A 23,379-nucleotide genomic window follows, 5' to 3' on the forward strand; every position below is an offset into this window, starting at 1 on the left:
GGGACGGCGGCTTTCGTACGTTCAAGAGGTGAACGCACAACGCGCCCTGCCTGGTCAGCAGATGGGTCCGGACCAATCTCGGTGTGAAGTATTGACGGCCCTGTGTCGGCGGGGTTAACTCCTGCCGCAACGCCGGTACCGGTTCCGGAACCGGTACCGGAACGCGTCTCCCGTACGTGCTCCGCAGCCCTGCCCCAGCCCTGTCCCTGCTCTGCTCAGCCTGCCCCTTGCCTGGTCCAACGGAGGCCCAGATGCGTGTCACCATCGCCGATGTCGCCCGTGAGGCCGGCGTCAGCAAGACGACCGTGTCGCGGGTCATCAACACCAAGGGCGAGGTGGACGGTGCCACCGCCGCCCGTGTTCGTGAAGTGATCGCACAGCTCGGCTATGTGCCCAGCTCCGGAGCGGTGGGCCTGGCCCGTGGCTCCAGCCGTACCGTCGGGATGCTGGTCCCCTCGCTGACCTGGCCGTGGATGGGGGAGCTGCTCCAGGGGGTCGTCGACACCGTCGAGGCCGCCGACCACGGGCTGCTGCTGTTCACCTGCAACCGGGGTGCCGAGTCCGTCCAGCGCTTCACCACCCAGGTGACCGCGCGCGCCTTCGACGGGCTCGTCGTCGTGGAGCCGGAGAACACCCTCGGCCACCTCACCGCCCTGCACCGCGACGGCCTGCCGATCGTCCTCATCGACGACCGCGGCCACCACCCCGCGTTCCCCTCCGTCGTGACCACCAACCACGAGGGAGGAGCGTCGGCGGCCCGCCACCTGCTCGCCGCCGGACGCTCCAGGCCCGTCGTCCTCACCGGACCCCAGCACTTCGGCTGCGTACGGGACCGGCTCGGCGGGTTCCGCTCGGTCCTGCCCGAAGTCCGCGTCGTCGAAGGGGACTTCACCGAAGTCGGCGGCCGCCTGGCCATGGAGGAACTCCTCGCCCGGGGCGTCGGGTTCGACTCCGTCTTCGCGCACAACGACATCAGCGCGGCCGGTGTGCTGCGGGCCCTGCGCGCCGCCGGACGCCGGGTCCCGGACGATGTCGCGGTCGTCGGCTTCGACGACATCCCGATGGCCGAACACACCGAACCGCCCCTCACCACCGTGCGCCAGCCCACCCGCCGCATGGGTGAGACGGCCGCCCGGATGCTGCTCTCCCACCTCGGCGGCACGCCCGTACCCGACGGCCCGGCCGTGCTGCCCACCGAACTGGTCGTGCGCCACTCGGCGCCGTGACGGACCCGGCCCCCGGCCGCGCCCCGCCTCACCCCTTCCACCCTCCGCCGGATCGACCCGACCCGGCAGCCCTTCCCTGGAGTCGCCATGCCCGTACGCCGTCGCACCACGCTCAGAGCGGTCGCCGCTGCCACCGTCGTGATCGCCCTCGCCGCAGGCTGCTCGAACGCCAACTCCGGTGCCAACAAGGGCGGTGGCGCCTCCGCCACCGGCGTACTGACCCTCGGCAAGCCGGACGGGCCGCAGACCAACAACAGCAACCCGTTCCTCAACACCTCGGCGGGCGCCACGCTCGGCTACCGGTACATGATCTACGAGCCGCTGGCCATGACGAACATGATCAAGCCCACCGACAAGGCGGACCCCTGGCTCGCCACCGACTGGGAGTGGGAGGCCAACTTCACCAAGGTCACCTTCACCCTGGACGCCCGGGCGAAGTGGGCCGACGGCAAGCCCCTGACGGCGGCCGACGTGGAGTACACGTTCAACCTCTTGAAGAAGCACCCGGCGCTCAACGGCAACGGAATCCCCTTCGACGGGATCGCGGTCGAGGACGGGAAGGTCGTCCTGACCTTCAAGGAGTCCCAGTTCGTCAACCAGAACAAGATCATCCAGACCTTCATCGTGCCCAAGCACATCTGGGAGAAGGTCGACAACCCGGAGACGTGGCCCAACCGCACGCCCGTCGGCTCCGGCCCGTACAAGCTGAAGACGTTCACCCCGCAGACCACCACCCTGATCGCCACGCCGACCTACTGGAACGGCAAGACCAAGGTGAAGGAGCTGCGCTACACGGCGTACAACGACAACAGCGCCGCCACCACCGCGCTGGCCACCGGCAAGGTCGAGTGGTCCTTCGTCTTCATGCCGAACCACAAGCAGCTCTTCATCGACAAGGACCCCAAGAACCACAAGCTGTGGTTCCCCTCCGGCCTCGGCATCCACGGCCTCTGGTTCAACACCGCCCGCAAACCCTTCGACAACCCGGCGCTCCGCAAGGCGATGGCGATGGTGGTGGACCGCAAGGCCATCCACATCCAGGCCCAGGCCACGCTCTACCCGGAGATCACCAACCCCACCGGCATCCCGCTCCCGGCCGGTGAGCCCTTCCTCGCCCCCGAGTACCAGAGCGCCAACACCAAGCCCGATGTCGCCGGGGCGAAGAAGCTGCTGGCCGACGCCGGGTTCACACTTCAAGGCGGGGTGCTCAAGGACCCGTCCGGCAAGCCGGTGACACTCACCTTCACCGACCCGGCCGGCTGGAACGACTACATCACCGGTCTCGCGATCATCAAGGACAACATCAAGCAGCTCGGCATCGAGGCCAAGGTCAAGACCCAGACCGCCGAGGCCTGGGGCGTGGACGTGGCCAACGGCAACTTCGACGCCACCCTGCACTGGACCAACAGCGGCGCCACGCCCTACGACATGTACCAGAACATCATGGACGGCGCCCTGCTCCAGCCCATCGGCAAGAGCTCCCAGCTGGGCAACTTCGGCCGCTTCAAGAACGACGAGGCCACCGCCGCCCTCAAGGAGTACGCCAACGCCAAGGACGAGGGGACCCGTACCAAGGCGCTGCACACCCTCCAGAAGATCTTCGTGGAGCAGGCGCCCGTGATCCCGACGGCCGCCGCCCCGATCGGCGCCGAATACTCCACCAAGAACTGGATCGGCTGGCCCACCGAGGCCAACCCGTACGCCCCGCCGCAGCACACCCAGCCCAGCGCGCTGGAGATCGTGCTGAACCTCACGCCCGCCAAGTAGTACGGGGAAGAACCGGCCATGACCACCGATCAGTCCGAGCCCGTGCGCACCGGCACCGATGTGGTGCTGGAAGCGCGCGGGGTCACCAAGCACTTTCCCCTGCGCCGCACCGCGCGCGACCTGTTCGCCCGTGAGCGCCGCAGCGTCCACGCCGTCGACGACGTCTCGCTCCGGCTCCGGCGCGGCACCGTCACGGCCCTGGTGGGGGAGTCCGGCTCGGGCAAGTCCACCGTCGCCCGCCTGCTCGCCCAGCTCTATCCGCTCACCTCGGGTGAGATACGGCTGGGCGGCAAGCCGGTCGTGGCCGGTCGTGGCCGGTCCTTCCGCCGTTACGTCCGCCGGGTCCAGCTGATCTTCCAGGACCCGTTCGCCTCGCTGAACCCGGTGCACACCGTGCGCTACCACCTCACCCGCGCCCTGAAGATCCACGGCCGGGCGGGCAGCGGCGACAAGGAGCTGGAGCAGGCCCTCACCGACCTGCTGAACCGGGTCCAGCTCACCCCGCCCCACCAGTACCTGGACAAGTTCCCGCACGAGCTGTCCGGCGGGCAGCGCCAGCGCGTCGCCATCGCCCGCGCCCTCGGCGCCGACCCGCAGGTCCTCCTCGCCGACGAGCCGGTCTCCATGCTGGACGTGTCGATCCGGCTCGGCGTCCTCAACCTGCTCCGGGACCTCAAGGAGCGCCTGCACCTGGCGATCCTCTACATCACCCACGACATCGCCTCCGCCCGCTACTTCGCCGACACCACCCTCGTCATGTACGCGGGGCGGATCGTCGAGGGCGGCGACAGCGAGACCGTCACCCAGCGCCCGGCCCACCCCTACACCCAGCTCCTCATCGCCTCCGCGCCCGACCCGGACCGGATCGTCGCCGAGGAGGAGCAGGAGGAGACCGGCACCGGCGAACCGCCCTCCCTCATCGCCCCGCCGGCCGGCTGCCGCTTCCACCCCCGCTGCCCCAAGGCGATGGAGCGCTGCCGCACCGAACTCCCGCCCCGCTTCGACCTGGCGGACGGGCAGTGGGCGGCGTGCTGGCTGTACGACGGCACGGGTGCCGGTGCGACCGTGGCCGGCAAGGAGGCCTCCCGGTGAAGTACCTCCTCCAACGGCTCGCCTTCTACGCCGTCACCGCCTGGGCCGCCATCACCATCAACTTCCTCATCCCGCGCCTGATGCCCGGCGACCCCGTGCAAGCCCTGCTCAGCCGCTACCAGGGCCAGCTGGACACCAAGGCCATCGACTCCCTCAAGGCCCTGTTCGGCCTCGACAAGCAGCAGTCGCTCTGGCAGCAGTACACCGACTACTGGGCCCACCTCCTCGACGGCGACCTCGGCCTCTCCTTCACCTTCTTCCCGACCCCGGTCAGTGAGGTGATCACGCAGTCCCTGCCGTGGACGCTCGCCCTGGTCGGCGTCACCACCCTCCTCAGCTTCGTCCTCGGCACCGGCATCGGCGTCTACAGCGGCTGGAAGCGCGGCTCGTGGCTGGACGGACTGCTGCCCGTCACCACCTTCATCTCCTCCATCCCCTACTTCTGGCTCGGCCTCATCGCCATCGCCCTGTTCGCCGAGAAGTGGTCCCTCTTCCCGAACTCCGGCGGTTACGACAACAGCCTCGTCCCGGCCTTCGACTGGCCGTTCATCTCCAGCGCGCTCTACCACGCCTTCCTGCCCGGTGTGACGATCGTGCTCAGCGCGGTGGCCGGCTGGATCCTCGGCATGCGGAACATGATGGTCACCGTCTCCTCCGAGGACTACGTGATGGTGGCGCAGGCCAAGGGACTCTCCGAGCGGCGCGTGATGTTCGGCTACGCCGCCCGCAACGCCGTCCTCCCCAACATCTCCGGCTTCGCCCTCTCGCTCGGCTTCATCGTCGGCGGCACGCTGCTGGTCGAGATGGTCTTCACCTATCCGGGGATCGGCTTCCAGCTGCTCCAGGCGGTCGGCGCCAAGGACTACCCGCTGATGCAGGGCGTCTTCCTGATCATCACGCTCTCGGTCCTGGCCGCCAACCTGCTCGCCGACCTCGTCTACGCCGCCCTCGACCCCCGCACCCGGAAGGAGGCGTAGCCCGCCATGTCCATCACCGCCACCGATGTCGCCGTCCTGGACGGCGCGCCCGCACCCGAGGCGCCCACCCGCCGGGCCCGGCTCCGGTTCCTGCGCGGGGGCAAGACCCGTACCGGGCTGCTCATGCTCGCGTTCTTCGTCCTGCTCGCCGTGATCGGCCCGTGGATCGCCCCGTACGACCCCGACGCGATGAGCGACCAGCTCCTCCAACCGCCGTCCGGCGCCCACTGGTTCGGCACCACCCACACCGGGCAGGACGTCCTCTCCCAGATCCTCGTGGGCACCCGGGGCGTCCTGATCGTGGGGTTCGTCGCGGCGGTCATCGCCACCGTGCTCTCCGTCCTCATCGGGGTCAGCGCCGGGTTCCTCGGCGGGGCGGTCGACGAGATCCTCTCCGCGCTCGCCAACATCTTCCTGGTGCTGCCGGGCCTCCCGCTGATCATCATCGTCGCGAGCTTCGTCCCCGACACCGGCGATCTGCTCATCGCGTTCGCCATCGCCCTGACCTCCTGGGCCTGGGGCTCGCGCATCCTGCGCGCCCAGACCCTGTCGCTGCGCCGCCGCGACTACGTGGAGGCCGCCCGCGCCACCGGCGAGTCGACCTGGCGGATCATCCTCTTCGAGATCATGCCGAACCTGACCGCCGTGATCGCCTCCGGCTTCGTCGGCACGGTCATCTTCGCCGTCCTCACCGAGATCACCCTCGCCTTCATCGGCGTCGCGGACATCTCGCACTGGAACTGGGGCACCGTCCTCTTCTGGGCCCAGTCCAACCAGGCCCTCGCCCAGGGCGCCTGGTGGTGGTTCGTCCCGGCCGGCCTCTGCATCGCCCTGCTGGGCACCGCGCTCGCCCTGATCAACTTCGGCATCGACGAGTTCGTCAACCCGCGCCTGCGCACCGCCACCGGCTCCTCCCGGAAGGTCAAGATGCGCGTCGGCTTCACCCCCGTCGCCCGCAAGCCCCTGAACGGCGGCCACCGGCCCCCGGGTGCCGACCACCGCAAGCACAGCAGCAAGGAGCCGCGCCCATGAGCGCCGAGCCGGTCCTCACCATCAGCGGACTGAACGTCGACTACGGCACCGACGAGCGGGCGGTGCACGCCCTGCGGGACATCGACCTCACCCTCCACCGGGGCGAAGTCCTCGGCCTGGCAGGGGAGTCGGGGTCGGGCAAGTCGACCCTGGCGTACGCCGTGACCCGGCTGCTCCAGCCGCCCGGGGTGATCACCGGGGGAGACGTCCACTACCACCGGCCGGGCGGCGACCGCCTCGACATCCTCTCGCTCTCCCCGGAGCAGCTGCGCGCCTTCCGCTGGCAGGAGCTGTCCATCGTGTTCCAGGGGGCGATGAACTCCCTCAACCCGGTGCACACGGTCCACAGCCAGCTCACCGACGTCCTCAAAGCCCACCGCCCCGAACTGAAGAAGGCCCAACGCACGGACCGGGCCAAGGAGTTGCTGAGCCTCGTCGGGATCTCCGCCGACCGGCTCGCCGCCTACCCGCACCAGCTCTCCGGCGGGATGCGGCAGCGCGTGATGATCGCGATGGCGCTCGCCCTGGAGCCCGAGATCGTCATCATGGACGAGCCGACGACCGCGCTGGACGTCGTGATGCAGCGTCAGATTCTGCGGCGGCTGGTCCAGTTGAGGGAACAGCTCAACTTCTCCGTCGTGTTCATCACCCATGACATCTCGCTCCTGATCGAATTCTCGGACCGGATCGCGATCATGTACGGGGGCCGCATCGTGGAGGAGGCGGGCGCGGCGGAGATCTACCGCGACCCCCGACACCCCTACAGCGACGGGCTGCTCCACTCCTTCCCCGCGCTCCACGGCCCGCGCCGCGAGCTGACCGGCATCCCCGGCTCGCCCCCGCACCTGTCCGCGATGCCGACCGGCTGCGCGTTCCACCCGCGCTGCGGCAAGGCGTTCGAGCCGTGCGACGTACGGGTCCCGCTGCTGGCGGCCCCGGCCCTGTCACCCGCCGAAGACCGCCGCACGGTCGCCTGCCACCTGCACTCCTGACCAGGCTGCCCCACCCGACCAGGCCCCTACGTACGGAGACCGGATGAACCTCGCCACCACCCCGCAGCGAATCCTCCGTCCCACCGCGGTACGGGGACTCCCGGCCGGCTTCCGCTGGGGCGTCGCCACCTCCTCGTACCAGATCGAGGGAGCCGCCGCCGAGGACGGCCGCACCCCCTCCATCTGGGACACCTTCTGCCGGGTCCCCGGCGCCGTCGAGGGCGGCGAGAACGGGGACGTGGCCTGCGACCACTACCACCGGATGCCGCAGGACGTGGAGCTGATCGCGGGCCTCGGCGTCGACACGTACCGCTTCTCGCTCGCCTGGCCGCGCATCCAGCCGGGCGGCCGGGGCCCGGCCAACGACAAGGGGCTGGACTTCTACAAGCGGCTGGTCGACGAGCTCCAGGGGCGGGGCGTCACCCCCTGGATCACCCTCTACCACTGGGACCTGCCGCAGGAGCTGGAGGACGCGGGCGGCTGGCCCGCGCGGGACACGGCCCTGCGGTTCGCGGAGTACGCCGCTCTCGCGTACGAGGCGCTCGGCGACCGGGTGGAGCACTGGACCACGCTGAACGAGCCCTGGTGCTCGGCGGTGCTCGGGTACGCGGAGGGCGTCCACGCCCCCGGCCGCAAGGACTTCGGCGCCTCCCTGCACGCCGTCCACCATCTGCTCCTGGGCCACGGCCTGGCCGCGCGGGCGATGCGGGAGGCGGCGGGAAGCAACCCGCTGGAGCTCGGCATCACCCTCAACCTGGGCACCGCCACCCCGGAGACGCCCAGCGAGGCCGACCGGGAGGCCTGCCGCCGGGCCGACGGCATGGGCACCCGCCTCTATCTGGACCCGCTCGTCCACGGCCGCTACCCGCAGGACGTCGTCGCGGACCTGGCCGACCGGAACATCGAACTCCCCGTACAGGACGGCGACTTGGCCGCCATCTCCACGCCCCTGGACATCCTCGGCGTCAACTTCTACCGGGGCATGCAGTTCTCCGGCACCACCGAGGACGGATCGACGGCCGACACCGACGGGCTGCCCGTGGTCCGGGTGGTGGAACGGGATCTGCCGCGTACGGCCATGGACTGGGAGATCACCCCCACCGAACTCACCGACCTCCTCGTGCGGTTGGAGAACGACTACGGAATCCCGACCGTCATCACCGAGAACGGCGCCGCCTTCGACGACACCGTCGCCGACGACGGCTCGGTCCCCGACGCCGACCGCACCGCCTACCTCGCCGACCACATCGACGCCGTCGTCGCCGCCCGCGCCCAAGGGGCCGACGTACGGGGCTACTTCGCCTGGTCGCTGATGGACAACTTCGAGTGGGCCTACGGCTACGACAAGCGGTTCGGCATCGTCCGCGTCGACTACGCCACCCAGACCCGCACCCTCAAGGACAGCGCCAAGTGGTACCGCGACACGATCCGGCTCACCCGGGACGAACAGCGGTAACATCCCCGGCCCATCCGGGACGAACAGCGGTAACATCCGTGCGCACCCCGGGACTCCACCGCGTGATGCCTCAACGCCCCTGATCCGTAACACCGTCAATCCACCCGGCCCCAAAATGAGAGCGCTCTCACCATGGCTGACACCCCGTACCGCCGCCCCCGCAAGGGCAGAAGCAGACCGGCGACCGCCTTCCTGGCCGCCGCCGCGATCCTGGCCACCCTGCTCGCCGGAGCCGCGCCCAGCCAGGCCGCCGCCGACGACCCGGCCCCCGTGCTCATCGACCGCTTCGAGGGCGAGGTGCCGCTCGGCAACAACCCGCCCGCCGACGCCATCTTCACCTGGGGCGGCAACGCCACCGACCACCCGCAGCTGAAGCTCGCCGAGCGCGCGGACGCCCCCGAGGGCGAGAAGGTCCTCGAAGGCTCCTACGACATCAGCGCGTACGGCGGGTTCAGCCACGAGTTCGCCGTCGACACCCCGCCGCAGGACTGGACCGCGCACAAGGGCGTCCGCTTCTGGTGGTACGGCCAGAACACCGCGCCCCTGCCGCCCGGTTCGGGCAAGCGCATCCACTTCGAGATCAAGGACGGCGGCGCGAACGGCGGCGCGTCCGAGCTGTGGACCACCTCCTTCACCGACGACTGGGAAGGCTGGCAGCTGGTCGAGATCCCCTTCGCGGACTTCGTCTACCGGGCCGACTACCAGCCCGTCGGCGGCATCGACCAGATCCTCGGCCTCAACGAGATGTGGGGCTACGCCTTCACCTTCCCGACCGGCGCCCCCGGCACCTTCGCCCTGGACGCCGTGGAGCTGTACGGCAAGGCGGACCCGGCGCTCACCGCGAGCGTGGTCGCCGACGCGGCCGTCCACCCCGTGAAGAACGGCACCAGCGCGGGCATCACCCTCTCCGTCGCCACCACCGGCTCCGTCCCCACCGAGGAGCCCATCACCGTCGAGTACGCCACCAAGGGCGGCACGGCGGTCGCGGGCAAGGACTACACCCCGGTCACCGGCAGCCACACCTTCCCCGCGGGCACCGCGTCCGGGACCACGCACAAGGTCACCGTGCGCACAGCGAAGGCGGCCGCGCCCTCCGAGGCGAAGACGATCCCGCTGGAGCTGACCGTCACCGGCGCCAAGGCCCCCGCGGAGAACCCGCAGGTCGTCATCGACGCCCACGGACTCCCGTACCAGAACGCCAAGTTGCCGGTGAAGCAGCGCGTCGCGGACCTGCTGGCCCGCATGTCGCCCGCCGAGAAGGCCGGCCAGATGACCCAGGCCGAGCGCAACGCGCTGCGCACCCCCGGCGACATCGCCGCCTACGACCTCGGCTCGCTGCTCTCCGGCGGCGGCTCGGTCCCCACCCCCAACACGGCCGCCGCCTGGGCCAAGATGGTCGACGCCTACCAGCTGCGCGCCCAGGCCACCCGCTTCCAGATCCCGCTGATCTACGGCGTGGACGCGGTGCACGGCCACAACAACGTCATCGGCGCGACGATCATGCCGCACAACATCGGCATCGGCGCGGGCCGCGACCCGAAGAGCGCCGAGAAGACGGGCGCCGTCACCGCCAGGGAAGTCCGCGCCACCGGCATCCCGTGGGACTTCGCCCCCTGCGTCTGCGTGACGCGCGACGAGCGCTGGGGCCGCTCCTACGAGGCGTTCGGTGAGGACCCGGCGCTGGTCGAGGCCATGGAGACGGTCATCCAGGGCATGCAGGGCGCCCCCTCCGGCAAGGACCTGCACCGCAACGACAAGGTCCTCGGCAGCGCGAAGCACTTCGTCGGCGACGGCGGCACCGAGTACGGCTCCGCCACCACCGGCTCGTACACGATCGACCAGGGCATCACCAAGGTCACCCGCCAGGAGCTGGAGGCCGTCCACCTGTCGCCGTTCGCGGAGTCGGTCAAGCGGGGCGTGGGCACGGTCATGCCCTCGTACTCCTCCCTCGACATCCTGGGCGACGGCCAGGGCCCGGTGAAGATGCACGCCAACGCCGAGATGATCAACGGGGCCCTCAAGGACCGCATGGGCTTCGAGGGCTTCGTCATCAGCGACTGGCAGGCCATCGACCAGATCCCCGGCGACTACCCGAGCGACGTCCGTACGTCGATCAACGCCGGACTCGACATGATCATGGTCCCGACGGCGTACCAGGAGTTCACCAAGACGCTCAAGGACGAGGTCGCGGCGGGCCGGATCAGCCAGGCCCGGATCGATGACGCGGTCTCCCGCATCCTGACCCAGAAGTTCCGCCTCGGCCTCTTCGAGAAGCCGTACGCGGACACCACGCACCTGGGCAGGGTCGGCTCGGCCGAGCACCGCGCGGTGGCCCGCGAGGCGGCCGCCAAGTCGCAGGTGCTCCTGAAGAACTACGGCGCCGTCCTGCCGCTCAAGCCCGACCAGAAGGTGTACGTCGCCGGGTCCAACGCCGACGACATCGGCAACCAGGCCGGCGGCTGGACGATCAGCTGGCAGGGCTCGTCCGGCAAGATCACCCCGGGCACGACGATCCTGGAGGGCATGAAGAAGGCGGCGAAGAACCCCGACTCCGTCACCTACTCCAAGGATGCCTCCGCCGCCACGGACGGTTACGACGTCGGTGTGGTGGTCGTCGGCGAGACCCCGTACGCCGAAGGCATCGGGGATGTCGGCAACGGCCACGACCTGGAGCTGACGGCCGCCGACAAGGCCGCCGTCGACAAGGTCTGCGCGGCCATGAAGTGCGCGGTCCTCATCGTCTCGGGCCGCCCCCAGCTCATCGGCGACCAGCTCGGCAGGATCAACGCGCTGGTGGCCTCCTGGCTGCCGGGCTCCGAGGGCGACGGCGTGGCCGACGTCCTCTACGGCAAGCGCGCCTTCACCGGACAGCTGCCGGTGACCTGGCCGAAGTCGGAGGCGCAGCTTCCGATCAACGTCGGGGACACGGCGTACGACCCGCAGTTCCCCTACGGCTGGGGCCTGACCACCCTGAACAAGCCCCCGGCCGGCGGCGAGCTGACCCTCGCGGCCCTCGCCGTCGCCGCCCAGGTCGCCGAGAAGGCGAAGCTGGGGAAGACCCCGGCGGGCAAGGCGATCGTGGACCAGGCCCGGCTGCTGGTCCAGCAGAAGATCAACGGGAAGTTCACGCAGGCGGTCTCCAAGCCGTTCGCGGAGGCGGACCACCTGCTGCTCACCGGTGATCTGACCGGAGCGGTGGCCAAGCTGCGTACGGCGTACCGCGCGGCCTAGCAGTGCGGTGCTCCAGGCGGGCGACGGCGTTCGTCGCCCGCCTGGAGTAGCGTTAAGTATGAGGAAAAGGCTCTTCCCCACGCTGTTGGCGGGCCTGCTGCTCATCATCGCAGCGGCTGCACTCGCCCTGACCTCCCCTGCGTCGGCCGCCCCCGCGGCGACGATCACCGACGCCGCCCAGGCCCTGCGCGAGGACCCGGTCCATGTGGACCCGGCCGCCCGCGATCAGCTCTCCGTCGCTGACGAGAAGGCCCTGGAAGCCACCATCCAGAACGCGGACAAGCCGGTCTTCGTCGCCGTACTGCCCGACACCGAGGCCTTCCCCGAGGAAGGCCTCCTCCGTACGCTGCGCAACGACACCGGCATCACCGGGGTCTACGCGGTCCGCCTCGGTGACGGCTTCAACGCGGGCGCGGACCCGCAGGTCATGCCCACGAGGGCGGTCGAGAACCTGACCGCATCCGTCAAGAACCCGGCCACCGCCGCCGACGCATCGGCCCAGCTCAACGCCTTCGTCGACCGGGCCGTCGAACAGGCCCGGGGCACCGCCCCCGCCTCCTGGTCCGGCGGAGGCGGCGCGGCAGACGACCCCGGCGCCCCGGTCTCCGGCCTGATCACGCTCGGCGCCCTGGTCGCGGCGGGCGGCGCGGGTGCGTACGCGATCTCGCGCCGGAACAAGCGGAGGAGGGCGGAGGAGGAGCGGGCGGCCCTCGACAAGCTGCGGGTCGTCGTGGACGAGGACATCACCGCGTACGGCGAGACGCTGGAACGCCTGGACTTCCACCCCGCCGAAGCGGGCGCCGACGACACCATGCGCGGCGACTACGAACGCGCCCTGGACTCCTACGAGAGCGCCAAGACGAGGATGGAGAAGGCCGAGCACCCCTCGGACGTGCGCGGGGTCACCCAGTCCCTGGAGGACGGCCGCTACTCGCTGGCGGTCCTGGAGGCCCGCCGCACGGGGGCGGAGATACCGGCCCGCCGCCCGCCCTGCTTCTTCGACCCGCGCCACGGCCCCTCGGTCACCGACGTGCTCTGGACCCCCTCCGGCGGCGCGTCCCGCGAGGTACCGGTCTGCGGCGCCGACGAGATCCGGCTGACCCGGGGCGAGGACCCCATGAGCCGTACGGTCGACGTCGGCGACGGCAACCGCCGCCCGTACTGGGAGGCGGGCCCGGCCTACGGCCCCTGGGCCGGCGGCTACTTCGGCGGCGGCCTGCTCCCCGGCCTGCTGATGGGCACGATGCTCGGCTCCATGCTCGCCACCCCGGCGTACGCCTCCGAGTACGGCGGCGGTGACTTCGGCGGCGGCGCGGGCGGCGAATGGGGCGGCGGCGACTTCTCCGGCTCCGACTTCGACTCGTCGGGCTTCGGCGGCTTCGGGGACGGAGGCGGTTTCGGCGACGGCGGAGGGTTCGGCGGCGGCGACTTCGGCGGAGGCTTCTAGAACCCCCTGCCACCGGTCTACCGCACGGCCCACCAGACGAGCACGCCGCCCAGGACGATCAGCGAACACAGCACCACATTGATCCGCTTGTAGTCGACGAGGACGGCGGCGAACTCGCGGAGGGTCGCGTTGGGCCAGAAGTACGCGGCGGTGGGCGAGCCCACGACCTGCCCCCGGATGTGGACCCGGCGGGCGGTGAGGGCGGCCCGGAAGGCGTGGTAGTTGTTCGTGACGACGACGCACCGGTAGTCGGGCTTCGCCTCCTCCATGATCGCCTTGCTGAACCGCAGGTTCTCCTCGGTGTTCGTCGACCGGTCCTCGCGCCTGATCAGGTGGGCCGGGAACCCCTCGGCCACCAGGTGGTCGGCCATCGCGTGGGACTCCGGCACCTCCTCGTCGGGCCCCTGCCCGCCCGAGGTGATGAGCAGGGGCGAGCCCCCGCGCTTGGCGAGCTGCGCGTGTACGGCCTGCCCCCGCTTGAGGCGGCTCGCGAGGAGCGGCGGCACGGTGGACCCGCCGATGAGCCCGGAGCCGAGCACCACCACGAAGTCGGCCTTGCGGCGCACGCGCAGCCGCCCGTAGAGGAACGCGTAACAGACGAAGCACAGGAACAGGAACGAGAAGTACAGCGCCAGCCCACCGGTCGCGGCCGCCACCCCGATCAGCACCGGATTCCGTACGCTCACGGCGGCGGCCAGCAGCGCGACGACCCCGACGATGGCGAGGGCGGCGCCCAGCGAGAGCAGATTGGTCGGACTCCGCCCCTCTTTCCGCAGCATCCGTACGCCGTTGACGAAGAGGAAGTACGTCAGCAGGAGGACGGCCACCGCCCCGAGCGTCAACAGCGCCCAGGCCGCGACCGCGCCCGAGGTGGACTCGGACCGGATGAGCTCGTACAGCCAGGCGGCCAGGGCGCAGAGCACGGCAAGCCCCAGGACGATGGCGTTGCTGAACTTCCTGCGATCGTGCAGGACGCTCACACAGAAGAAGAGGAGGAGGAGCGCCGCGGGGGCGTAGACCAGCATGAGCCCACAGTAGGCGGCGGGGTCCGGGCGGTTGACGGCGAGGTGGGGCCCGGTGGTGGCCGGAAACGGTCGCTGTGTCAGGCTGCGGCGCATGGGGTGGACATTCAAACTGCACGGGGGCGTGGCGGCCGGGTTGGGCGCCGTGTTGCTGACGCTGGCCGCACTGATCCCTGGCGTGCTGCTTGTCGGCGCCTCCTGCATGGTGCTGGCCGCGGGGGAGGTGCGCCGGGCGGACCGAGGCGTCGCGGCCCGGTGACCCCCACCGTCGGCACCTCGGAAATTCAGGGCGTGCCCTTTCCGGGGGCTGAGCCGTTGAACCCGTCATGAAGAAGCGAAGCGTTCTCGCCGCCGTCACCCTCGCCACCGGAGCGGTCATCGCCGCCATCGCCCCGCACCCCGGAGGCGGGGACACCGCCCATGCGGCCGAGCCGCCCATCAGCCTCGGCGCGCTGGACAACGTCAGCGAGCTCGGCGCGCTGGTCGACGGAGCGGCGGAGACGACCTCCTCCACCGCCGGCACGGTGACCACGACCCTCTCCGACGCCCGCTTCAGCTGAGCCGACGCACAGAGACCACAGACACGGACGCAGTCACGGAACACAGGCGGCCCACCGGGAAGAACCGGTGGGCCGCCTTTCGTGTGCGCGGCTCCCCGACCGATCCGGGCGTGGATCGGTCGGGTCCGGCAGGGTGGTCCCTTCCTACGGTGAACGGGAAAGGAAGGCGGGACAAGATTGCTGGACCGGCTGAACGAGGCCATGGAGTACATCGAGACGCATCTCGGTGAGCGCATCGAGGCCGCAGAGCTGGCGCGCACCGCGATGACCTCGGAGTACCACTTCCGCCGGATGTTCTCCGCGCTGGCGGGCGTGCCGCTCGGGGAGTACATCCGCCGTCGCCGCATGACCGTCGCGGGCGCCGAGGTGCTCGGCGCCCCGGACCGCACGCTGCTGGAGGTGGCGGTGCGGTACGGATACGACACCGGGGAGGGCTTCGCCCGTGCCTTCCGGGCCGTCCACGGCATCGGGCCCGGCGAGGCGCGACGTACCGGTGCGGTTCTGCGGTCCCAGCAACGCCTGACCTTCCGACTCGTCGTCGAAGGGAGCAGTGCCATGCGCTACAGGCTGGTGGAGAAGGACGCGTTCCGGGTGGTGGGGAGGCGGGCACGCGTCCCCCTCGTCCACGAGGGTCCGAATCAGGCCATCGCGGAGTTCATCCGGGGGATCGGCCGGGAGGAGCTGGACCGTATCGCGGCCCTCTCCGACCAGGAGCCGGCCGGGCTGGTCGGCGTGAGCGACCAGCTGGACCCGAGCCGGGCCGAGGGCACCGAACTCGACTACTACCACGGCGTGGTGACGGGGCGGCAGCAACCTCCGGAGGACTTGGACTCCCTCGCCGTACCCGCCGGTTCCTGGGCGGTCTTCGAGAGCGAGGGCGCGTTTCCGCAGGCCCTCCAGTACCTCTGGCGGGACGTGTTCACCCAGTGGTTCCCGTCGAACCCGTACGCCTCCCGGCCCGGCCCGGAGATCCTGCGGGTGCGGCTGTACGAGGAGGGCAAGCGGGCGGAGGCGGAGCTATGGATCCCGGTGGAGCGGTCGGACGGGCGGCCGGGCGAATAAGGGGCAGGGCGCAGGTTTACGGCCAGGGGGCATATGCGATGCCTTATTGGTCCAGACCTATTGTGCGGGGGCTCGCCGCTCGCTAGCTTTCTCCTGGCGGCGCGCGCTGATCGGTTCGGCTCTACTCATTCACTGATGCACCGTCATGTGCATTGACTGAAAACGGAGTTACCGACATGCGTAGACGTATCACCACGCTCGCGGTCACCGCTGTAGCGGCGGCCACGATGGTCCTGGGCGCGGCCTCCACCGCCTCCGCGACCGGCCCCGGCTTCTGGCTCCGCAGCCACCACTCCAGCCTGGCGGAGTGTCAGTCCGTCGGCAACGCCGGTGCTGACGCGGCCCTCTGGAGCCGCGTCTTCATCTGCAACCCGTACGCGGGCAAGCCCGGCGTGTACGAGCTGTGGGTGCGCTACTAGGCCGCCCCCGCACCCATGAGAACCGCCCCGCTTCCGGCCGAGATGCCGGGGGCGGGGCGTGGCGGGTCCGTGGCGGTCGAGGTGCCGGGCGCGGTACGGCTCAGAGAGCGGTACCGCTCCGGACGAAGGCGCCCCAGGCTGCGGGCTCCACGGTGAGGACGGGGCCGTCGGTGACCTTGGAGTCGCGGATGTGGATGGCGGTGGGGTGGGCGGCGACTTCTACGCAGTCTCCGCCGTCACCGTTGCTGTAGCTGGACTTGGTCCAGTGGTAGGCGACCTCGATGCAGTTGCCGCCGTCGCCGTCGCTGTAGCTGGACTTGAACCAGTGGAGGGCGGTGTGGCCGGGGGCCGGGTGTGCTGCGCGGGACATGTTTCTCCAAGCAGTGCGTCCAGTAGCCGGGCGCTTTCCTCGACGGTGAGCGCCTGTGAACGCAGCATCCCATACCTCTGCATAAGAGCGCTGACGTCGGCCGGATCGTCGTACAGCTCTGCACGCAGCTGGCCGCTGACGTAGGCGAGCTGTTCGTGGTCGGGAGTCTCCAGCAGGACGAACGGCCCTCCTAGTCCGGCGTGCCGAGGGGTATTCCGGGGCATGATCTGAATGGTGACGAACGGCAGATCCATGCAACGCCGCAGATACAGGAGCTGTTCTCGCATCACTTCGGGATCGCCCAACTCGGTGTGCAGGATGCTCTCCTCCAGGATGAAGTGGAGGATCGGCCGGGGCTTGCGATCCAGAATCTTTTGGCGGTCGAGACGATCCATCACCCGCTTCTCGATCTCCTCCTCTTCGAGCGGCGGGTAGTTGCAGCCGAAGATGAAGCGTGCGTACGCCTCGGTCTGGAGCAGCCCCGGAATGAGCTGGGACTCGTACGAGATGAGGCTCACCGCGCCCTGCTCGTACTGAACGAAGTCCCTGACCAGCGCCTGGTAGCGCTCCTTCCTGGGGATCTTCTCGACGGCGACTCGCAACGCGCCCTTGGTCTCCAGTAGTTCATCCAGCTTGACGGCCAAGTCCAACTGAAGCGCCCGTCGCCCCTGTTCGATGGAGGCGATGGTGTCCTCGCCGACCCCCACCCGCTCGGCCAGGCCTCCCTGTGTCAGGCCGGCCAATTTGCGGAAGTGGCGCAACTGCGCCCCGACCAGCTGCCACGAAGTGACCCGCCTGATGCCGCTCTGCTTTCCCGGTTGCATGAGATGGCTCTCCCCCGTTTCGTGCCGCTGTCTACCCGTCAGAGGTCGTACAGATTCATTTGTACGGCCTTCCGCCCTGCTTCAGCGTAGTGACGGTGTGTGAGCGTGGAAGCATGAACAAGACGATTCAACTCCCCTACTTCCGCACGGCCTTCTACTGTCGCGACCGCAGTTCGATCCCGGTCGTACGCAGGTTCACCCGCAAGGCGCTCATCGAGTGGGAGTGCGATGAGCGCGCGTACGACGTGCTGCTCTGCGTAACCGAACTGGCGACCAACGCCCTCCGCCATGGCGTCCCGCCGGGGCGTGGCTTCCGTGTGCTGATCTACCTGGAGCGGACGGAGCGGGCGCTCCGGATCGAGCTGCACGACAGCGGCGACGGCGAGGTCCGGGCGGCCGACGGCTGGCCGGACGTGGACGACGAGGGCGGCCGCGGGCTGCTGCTCGTCTCGGCGCTGGCGGACAAGTGGGGAGTGGCGGAGCGGAACCCCGGCAAGATCGTGTGGTGCGAGTTCAACCTCGGGTGACCTTGCTGTTCCGGCAAGTGTATTTGTCGTTCCGTCCGCCCTGCGCGCACCATCTCCACCAACTGGAGGTGGTCCGCATGACGAGCAGGACGGACGGGAGCGACATGGAGCAGCAGCGGTACGACGTGGTGGTCGTGGGTGGCGGGGCGGCCGGGCTGAGCGGGGCGCTGACCCTGGCGCGGGCCCGGCGCTCGGTGCTGGTGATCGACGCGGGGGAGCCCCGTAACGCTCCGGCGTCCCATGTGCACAACTACCTGGGCCGTGAGTCGACGCCGCCCGGGGAGCTGCTGGCGATCGGGCGGGGCGAGGTGGCCGGGTACGGCGGGGAGGTCGTCGAGGGCCGGGTGGCGTCGGCCGAGCGGTTGCCGGAGGGCGACGGATTCCGGGTGGTGTTGGAGGGCGGCGCGATGGTCGGGGCGCGCAGGCTCCTGGTGACGACGGGGCTCGTGGACGAGCTGCCGCCCGTACCGGGGCTGGCGGAGCGCTGGGGGCGTGATGTGCTGCACTGCCCGTACTGCCACGGGCGCGAGGTGGCGGACCGCCCGGTCGGGGTGCTGTCCACCGGGCCCCTCGCCGTACATCAGGCGCTGATGTGGCGGCAGTGGACCGATGACGTCACGCTCTTCCGTCACACGGGCCCGGAGCCGACGGACGAGGAGTACGAGCAGCTGGCCGCGCGGGGCGTGGCCGTGGTGGACGGCGAGGTGGTGGGCCTGGAGGTCGCGGACGACCGCTTCACCGGCGTACGACTGGCGGGCGGCCGGGTCATCGCGCGCGAGGCGCTCGTGATCCAGGCCCGGTTCACCGCGCGCTCGGCCGTACTCGAATCGCTGGGCCTGGTCCCGGTGGCGCAGGAGGTGGGCGGCGAGGTGATCGGTACGTACATCCCCACCGACCCGGTCGGCGCGACGGAGGTCCCCGGTGTCTGGGCGGCGGGCAACGTCACCCGCCTCATGGAACAGGTCATCGGCGCCGCCGCGGCCGGGCTGATGGCGGGGAGCGCGATCAACGGGGACCTGATCGCCGAGGACACCCGTAACGCGGTGGAGGCCCGGCGGCGCGGCTGAGGACGAGCGCGCCTGGGTCGGGGCCCGGCGGGTGGCGTTACGAGAACACGGCGGAGAGGAGGTCGCCCGCCCACCCGAAGAACGTATGGATCAGCACCGCCAGCAGCAGGAAGATCCCGAGGATGACGACGGTGACCCAGGAGCAGCCGCCGCCTCCTTCGCCCGCCTCGGGCTCGTCCCGCCCGCCCAGCTCCGCGTCGAACAGATCCACGGTTCGTCCCACCCCATCGCGCACAGACCCGTCAGCCGGAGCCCCCCGGCTCCGTGGGCTGAACTCTCGCACGGGCGGGGGCCGGTGGTGGAGGGGGTGTCGTACTCAGGGCGGTGGTGGAAGGTACTCATGCGGCGGCGGGGCGCTCAGGCGGCGGCGTCGAACCGGGCCTCGTCCACCTCGGTCGTCGGGAGCGGCCCGCCTGCCTCGTCGACCGTGTCGGAGGAGAGCAGCCACGTGCCGTCGGCTTCCCGGGCGAAGGTCATGGTGCGGGGGAGCGACGCCTCCTCGCACTCGGGCGAACCGTCCTCGATCTCCTGCGGAGTGAGGACGAAGCAGAGGCGGGTGTGGTCGGTGAGTCGCAGCGTGGCCGCCTGGTCGGTGACGTCCATGGAGGTGACCTCGACGTCGACCCGCGCCTTTGCGTAGCCGATGCCTATGCCCTCGTACCGCAGGCCCTTCTTCACGAGCGCGGCCAGCTCGCCCCGGGTGCGGGCCGCCATGTCGGCGATGGCCCGGAGGCGCCCGCTCGCCGCTTCCACGGTCCTGGGCTGACCATGATCCCTGATCCCTGATCCCCCTGGTCGCGAGCCGATCGACCTTGTCGAGTGGAGTCCCGAAAGAGCTTCAGGGGCGCCTCGATGTGGCGATCCGTGAGGTGGAGGAACGGGGGGTACGAGGCCGTGGTCGGGCGCTGCATGAGCGGCGACGGCCATGTCGGTGCCCCGGCCGCCGACCGCTCCGCCGAGCTGACGGCAATGCTGACGGACCCCGGCATCAGGGCCGTGGTGCCGCCCTGGGGCGGGGAGACGGCGATCGACCTGCTGCCCCTGCTCGGCTGGGACCGCCTGCGTGAGGCCGAGCCGACCTGGTTGGTCGGGTTCTCCGACCTGTCGACCGTCATGACGCCGTTCACCCTCCTCGCGGGAACGGCCACCGTGCACGGAAACAACCTCATGGACACGCCCTACCGGGTGCCCGAGGGGCTGTCGTCGCGGCTTGACATCGTCGCCGCACCCGTGGGGCACCGCTTCACGCAGGTATCTCCCGGCCGCCACCGGGCCGCGGGGCAGGACGACTACCGCGCCCGACCCGACGTACGCACGTACACGCCGGACACACCCGGCGGATGGACCCGGCTGGACGGAGAGGGGGACGTGGAGGCCGAGGGGCGCCTGATCGGGGGCTGTATCGAGACGCTCTGCAACCTCACGGGAACGGCCTTTCCCGACGTCTCCGCCTTTGCGCGGGCCGAGTCCCGCAGGGGCTCCTCGTCCATGTCGAAGCGGGTGGCGACGACGCCTTCGCCATCTGCCGGAACCTGCACGGGATGCGGCCGGCCGGCTTCTTCGACGCGGCGAACGCGATCCTCGTCGGCCGGACCTCGGCACCCGGCACCGATTCGCTCACCCAGCACGAAGCGGTACTCGACGCGCTCGGCTCCCTGGATGTGCCCATCATCGCCGATGTGGAGTGCGGGCACGTTCCGCCGTACCCGCCGATCGTCAACGGGGCGCGCGGCCGGGTCGTGCATACCGGGACCCGCAGCGAGCTGACCCGGACGCTGGACTGACGCCTGGGCCGGCTCCCGCGCCCCCGGTCGCTCAGGTGCGCGGCTCGCGCCACATGCCCCAGAGCTTCGGGCCGCCGTCGCCCGGGAGTTGGAGCTCCTCGCGCACGGTGAAGCCGAAGTGTTCGTAGACGGGGAGGTTGGAGGCCTTGGAGGACTCCAGGTAGACGGGCTGCCCCGCCGCGTCGGCCTTCGCCAGGCCCGAGCGGAGGAGGCGGGCGCCGTGGCCCTGGCCCTGGGCGGCGGGGTCGGCGCCGATCAACGCCAGGGACCAGTGCGGTTCTTGGGGCGTGTGGCGGGCGGCCGTCTCCACGGCGTCCCGGAACAGGACGGCCCGGTCGCCCAGGAGGTTCTGGAGCTCCTGGATGGTCTCCGCGTCGGGAACGGCCTTGGCCTGCGCCTCCGGTGCCACCCAGAACGCGGCCGCCGCGCCGGTGCGCTCGCACACGCCGTGGCGGACGTACTGCCGGGTGAAGATCGTGGTGAAGTAGCGGGCCAACTCCGCCTCGCGCGAGGCGCCTTCGGGGAAGAACCAGCGCATCATCGGGTCGTCGTCGAAGGCGAGGGCCAGGATGCGGCTGATGTCCGGGGCGTCGTCGGCCGTGGCCGTGCGCGGCAGGTTCGACAGCGGAAGGTTCGATATCGGCATAAAGGCCATTCTGCACGCGATGATCTTGGTGACTGCCCCGGGGTCCCTTCCGAGGTTCCCGGGGCCGTACAGTCACAGTCCAGGGGAAGCCGACGGGAATGAGTAATGAGTCAGGTCGTTGAGGCAAGTCATGGATCACCACGCGGAGTTCATCATCGTGACGCTCGTCGGCTCGCTCCAGCGGCAGACCGGCGAGCGTCGGATCGCCGTTCCGGCGCTCCGGTCGATGCGTGAACTTGCGGCCAACGACGAGCCGGAGATCGCCATCGACCACCTCGTCAACACGGTGAACTCGTACGGGCTGACGCTGAAGCGGGAAGAGTACGACCGGCTCTCCGCGCTGGCCGTTCGCCTCGACCACCTGGACGTTCTGGCCGACATCCGGCCCGAATTGATCCTGCCCTGACCGCCGGCGCTCTCTGCCCCCGCCCGAGGTCTTCGTGCCCGAGCCTTCCGTGTCCGAGCGCGGCAGCGCCTGCGGTCACGGCCGGACTTCGGCCCTGCTCCCGTTCCGCAGGGCGATGCCCGCCCAGACGGCCGCCAGTACCACCGCGGCCCCCGCCATCGCGGCGAGCTCCGGTGTCTCCGGGCGCCAGCCCAGGGAGAGGCGCGTGCCGATGAAAAGGAGGATGACGGCGATCGTGCCGGGGGAGGGGACCGGCACCCGCGCCGCCGCGGCCCGCAGAACGGCCGCCGCCGCCAGGCCTGTGGCGGCCCAGGTGCCGACGTACGTCCAGGGCGACCCCGGGGCGGCGGTGAGCAGCCCGTAGTCATCGGGGCCGAGGCGGAACAGCGAGCCGGCCCAGCCCAGGCCCACCCCGAAGGCGGCGACGCCCACCACCCAGAGGGCGTGGCGCCACAACGGGCCCGGGCGCACGGTCACTTCGTCGTCTGCGGCGCCGCCCTGATCGGACGGGTCCAGGAAATCCATCACGTCCGTACAGACGCACGAAGGGGGCCGGGCGTTCCGTCGGACGGGCCCGTGAACCGGCCGCGGGCCTCCTCGATATGGCCGAGGTGCTTCTGGGTCCAGTCGCACATGAGGTGGACGGTGCCCCGCAGGCCCTGGCCCGGCTCGGTGAGGGTGTACTCGACCTTCGGTGGCACGGTGGGGTACACGGTCCTCTCGACCAGGCCGTTGCGCTCCAGCATGCGGAGGTTCTGGGTGAGCATCTTGTGGCTGATGCCGTCGACCTCCTTCAGGACCTCGCTGAAGCGCAGGGTGCGGTCGCCGAGGGCCTCGATGATCAGGAGCGCCCACTTGTTGGCGACGTCCGAGAAGATCTCCCGCGCCAGGGAGTCCGCGCGCCGCAGGTCCGCCTCGTCGGGCGAGCCGCTGAACTGCTGGGTCACCATGAGGTTCCTCCGTCACCGAAAAGTGCGTTCTTCCACGTCAGGGCTGACTCTCCTACGGTTCCTGGGTAACCACAAGAGACCGAGAGGTCTTCACGAGGAGGCGTCGGACATGGCCATCACTCTGCTGGACCCCGAGGGACTGCCGAAGGTCGGTGTCTACCGGCAGGTCGCGATCGCGACGGGCTCGAAGCTCGTCTTCGTCGCCGGACAGGTCGCCTGGGACGCGGACGGCACGACGGTCGGTGAGGGCGACCTCGCCGCCCAGGTGGAGCGGTGCTACCTCAACATCGCGACCGCCCTGGCCGGGGCCGGGGGGTCCTTCGAGGACGTGGTGAAGCTGACGGTGTACGTCGTCGACTGGACGCCCGACAAGATGCCGCAGTTCCTGGAGGGCGCGGCCCGGGCGGCGGAGAAGCTGGGCACCACCCCGGTGCCGCCGGGCACGCTGGTGGGCGTCGCGGCCCTCGACGTACCGGAGCATCTGGTCGAGATCGAGGCGACGGCGGTCCTGGACTGAGCAGG

General features: G+C 70.4%; 24 protein-coding genes and 2 pseudogenes. 18 read left to right on the top strand and 8 right to left on the bottom strand.

Annotated elements, in window-relative coordinates; translation table 11 throughout:
* Positions 1-251 precede the first annotated feature (251 nt).
* The 9 genes from GTY67_RS25480 to GTY67_RS25520 all read left to right on the top strand — a co-directional run bounded on the left by GTY67_RS25480 (position 252) and on the right by GTY67_RS25520 (position 13,220).
* Positions 252-1,226, top strand: a complete 975-nt coding sequence (locus GTY67_RS25480; RefSeq protein ID WP_093692583.1) for a LacI family DNA-binding transcriptional regulator — start codon at positions 252-254, stop codon at positions 1,224-1,226.
* An 87-nt stretch (positions 1,227-1,313) separates the two neighbouring features.
* On the top strand, positions 1,314-2,993 hold the full coding sequence (locus GTY67_RS25485; RefSeq protein WP_093692584.1) for an ABC transporter substrate-binding protein: 1,680 nt from the start codon (positions 1,314-1,316) through the stop codon (positions 2,991-2,993).
* Positions 2,994-3,011: 18 nt separating this feature from the next.
* Entirely contained in the window at positions 3,012-4,085 is a 1,074-nt protein-coding gene (locus tag GTY67_RS25490; RefSeq protein ID WP_161280410.1) for an ABC transporter ATP-binding protein, read from the top strand.
* Positions 4,082-5,062, top strand: coding sequence for an ABC transporter permease (locus tag GTY67_RS25495; protein ID WP_093692586.1), 981 nt, complete (start codon positions 4,082-4,084; stop codon positions 5,060-5,062). Before GTY67_RS25490 ends, GTY67_RS25495 begins: the two co-directional genes overlap by 4 nt.
* A gap of 6 nt (positions 5,063-5,068) precedes the next feature.
* The gene (locus GTY67_RS25500; RefSeq protein ID WP_161280411.1) at positions 5,069-6,094 is read left to right on the top strand and encodes an ABC transporter permease; all 1,026 of its coding nucleotides are present in this window, start codon (positions 5,069-5,071) and stop codon (positions 6,092-6,094) included.
* On the top strand, positions 6,091-7,086 hold the full coding sequence (locus GTY67_RS25505; RefSeq protein ID WP_161280412.1) for an ABC transporter ATP-binding protein: 996 nt from the start codon (positions 6,091-6,093) through the stop codon (positions 7,084-7,086). The genes GTY67_RS25500 and GTY67_RS25505 overlap by 4 nt, the downstream gene beginning before the upstream one ends.
* Before the next feature lie 43 nt (positions 7,087-7,129).
* Positions 7,130-8,542 (top strand): GH1 family beta-glucosidase, encoded by a 1,413-nt coding sequence (locus GTY67_RS25510; protein WP_161280413.1) that lies wholly within the window; start codon positions 7,130-7,132, stop codon positions 8,540-8,542.
* A 132-nt stretch (positions 8,543-8,674) separates the two neighbouring features.
* Positions 8,675-11,773, top strand: a complete 3,099-nt coding sequence (locus tag GTY67_RS25515) for a glycoside hydrolase family 3 N-terminal domain-containing protein (protein WP_161280414.1) — start codon at positions 8,675-8,677, stop codon at positions 11,771-11,773.
* A 58-nt stretch (positions 11,774-11,831) separates the two neighbouring features.
* The gene (locus GTY67_RS25520; RefSeq protein ID WP_161280415.1) at positions 11,832-13,220 is read left to right on the top strand and encodes a DUF4449 domain-containing protein; all 1,389 of its coding nucleotides are present in this window, start codon (positions 11,832-11,834) and stop codon (positions 13,218-13,220) included.
* A 17-nt stretch (positions 13,221-13,237) separates the two neighbouring features.
* Here the strand turns inward: GTY67_RS25520 and GTY67_RS25525 are convergent, their stop codons facing one another.
* Positions 13,238-14,245: an ElyC/SanA/YdcF family protein gene (locus GTY67_RS25525; RefSeq protein ID WP_161280416.1), complete on the bottom strand. Its 1,008-nt coding sequence runs from the start codon at positions 14,243-14,245 to the stop codon at positions 13,238-13,240.
* Between the two features lie 91 nt (positions 14,246-14,336).
* On the opposite strand from GTY67_RS25525, the gene GTY67_RS34685 reads away from it, so the two are divergent.
* The 4 genes from GTY67_RS34685 (at position 14,337) to GTY67_RS25540 (ending at position 16,283) form a co-directional block, all read left to right on the top strand.
* A complete protein-coding gene (locus GTY67_RS34685) occupies positions 14,337-14,501 on the top strand; it encodes a hypothetical protein (RefSeq protein ID WP_202462755.1) in 165 nt (54 codons plus the stop codon).
* A gap of 67 nt (positions 14,502-14,568) precedes the next feature.
* Positions 14,569-14,802: a hypothetical protein gene (locus GTY67_RS25530; RefSeq protein WP_093692595.1), complete on the top strand. Its 234-nt coding sequence runs from the start codon at positions 14,569-14,571 to the stop codon at positions 14,800-14,802.
* Between the two features lie 177 nt (positions 14,803-14,979).
* On the top strand, positions 14,980-15,864 hold the full coding sequence (locus GTY67_RS25535; RefSeq protein ID WP_161280417.1) for an AraC family transcriptional regulator: 885 nt from the start codon (positions 14,980-14,982) through the stop codon (positions 15,862-15,864).
* A gap of 176 nt (positions 15,865-16,040) precedes the next feature.
* Positions 16,041-16,283 carry a hypothetical protein gene (locus GTY67_RS25540; RefSeq protein ID WP_093692597.1) on the top strand — a complete coding sequence of 81 codons (243 nt, stop codon included), beginning with the start codon at positions 16,041-16,043 and terminating at the stop codon, positions 16,281-16,283.
* Positions 16,284-16,383: 100 nt separating this feature from the next.
* On the opposite strand, the gene GTY67_RS25545 is transcribed toward GTY67_RS25540, so the two are convergent.
* Positions 16,384-16,653: a DUF397 domain-containing protein gene (locus tag GTY67_RS25545; RefSeq protein WP_161280418.1), complete on the bottom strand. Its 270-nt coding sequence runs from the start codon at positions 16,651-16,653 to the stop codon at positions 16,384-16,386.
* 29 nt (positions 16,654-16,682) lie between these two features.
* Positions 16,683-17,477: pseudogene (locus GTY67_RS35170) on the bottom strand (helix-turn-helix transcriptional regulator); the annotation flags it as partial.
* A 113-nt stretch (positions 17,478-17,590) separates the two neighbouring features.
* Between GTY67_RS35170 and GTY67_RS25555 the strand changes: the two are divergent.
* Both GTY67_RS25555 and GTY67_RS25560 read left to right on the top strand, forming a co-directional pair.
* Entirely contained in the window at positions 17,591-18,004 is a 414-nt protein-coding gene (locus tag GTY67_RS25555) for an ATP-binding protein (protein WP_161280420.1), read from the top strand.
* A 77-nt stretch (positions 18,005-18,081) separates the two neighbouring features.
* Entirely contained in the window at positions 18,082-19,071 is a 990-nt protein-coding gene (locus GTY67_RS25560; RefSeq protein ID WP_237502912.1) for an NAD(P)/FAD-dependent oxidoreductase, read from the top strand.
* A 37-nt stretch (positions 19,072-19,108) separates the two neighbouring features.
* Here the strand turns inward: GTY67_RS25560 and GTY67_RS34690 are convergent, their stop codons facing one another.
* Together GTY67_RS34690 and GTY67_RS25565 are read right to left on the bottom strand one after the other, a co-directional pair.
* The gene (locus GTY67_RS34690; protein WP_202462756.1) at positions 19,109-19,282 is read right to left on the bottom strand and encodes a hypothetical protein; all 174 of its coding nucleotides are present in this window, start codon (positions 19,280-19,282) and stop codon (positions 19,109-19,111) included.
* Between the two features lie 146 nt (positions 19,283-19,428).
* On the bottom strand, positions 19,429-19,824 hold the full coding sequence (locus tag GTY67_RS25565; protein ID WP_161280421.1) for a hypothetical protein: 396 nt from the start codon (positions 19,822-19,824) through the stop codon (positions 19,429-19,431).
* 101 nt (positions 19,825-19,925) lie between these two features.
* Between GTY67_RS25565 and GTY67_RS25570 the strand changes: the two are divergent.
* Positions 19,926-20,855 (top strand): annotated as a pseudogene (locus GTY67_RS25570) (S66 peptidase family protein).
* Positions 20,856-20,886: 31 nt separating this feature from the next.
* Here the strand turns inward: GTY67_RS25570 and GTY67_RS25575 are convergent.
* Positions 20,887-21,501 carry a GNAT family N-acetyltransferase gene (locus tag GTY67_RS25575; RefSeq protein ID WP_161280422.1) on the bottom strand — a complete coding sequence of 205 codons (615 nt, stop codon included), beginning with the start codon at positions 21,499-21,501 and terminating at the stop codon, positions 20,887-20,889.
* Between the two features lie 130 nt (positions 21,502-21,631).
* Between GTY67_RS25575 and GTY67_RS25580 the strand changes: the two genes are divergently transcribed.
* On the top strand, positions 21,632-21,907 hold the full coding sequence (locus GTY67_RS25580) for a hypothetical protein (protein WP_161280423.1): 276 nt from the start codon (positions 21,632-21,634) through the stop codon (positions 21,905-21,907).
* Between the two features lie 75 nt (positions 21,908-21,982).
* Here the strand turns inward: GTY67_RS25580 and GTY67_RS25585 are convergent, their stop codons facing one another.
* Together GTY67_RS25585 and GTY67_RS25590 are read right to left on the bottom strand one after the other, a co-directional pair.
* Positions 21,983-22,432 carry a hypothetical protein gene (locus tag GTY67_RS25585; RefSeq protein ID WP_161281599.1) on the bottom strand — a complete coding sequence of 150 codons (450 nt, stop codon included), beginning with the start codon at positions 22,430-22,432 and terminating at the stop codon, positions 21,983-21,985.
* On the bottom strand, positions 22,432-22,857 hold the full coding sequence (locus GTY67_RS25590; protein WP_093692605.1) for a helix-turn-helix domain-containing protein: 426 nt from the start codon (positions 22,855-22,857) through the stop codon (positions 22,432-22,434). Before GTY67_RS25590 ends, GTY67_RS25585 begins: the two co-directional genes overlap by 1 nt.
* A gap of 109 nt (positions 22,858-22,966) precedes the next feature.
* On the opposite strand from GTY67_RS25590, the gene GTY67_RS25595 reads away from it, so the two are divergent.
* On the top strand, positions 22,967-23,374 hold the full coding sequence (locus tag GTY67_RS25595) for a RidA family protein (protein WP_093692606.1): 408 nt from the start codon (positions 22,967-22,969) through the stop codon (positions 23,372-23,374).
* Positions 23,375-23,379 lie beyond the last annotated feature (5 nt).

This window comes from Streptomyces sp. SID8374, assembly GCF_009865135.1.
In the GTDB taxonomy this organism is placed as follows: Bacteria; Actinomycetota; Actinomycetes; order Streptomycetales; family Streptomycetaceae; genus Streptomyces.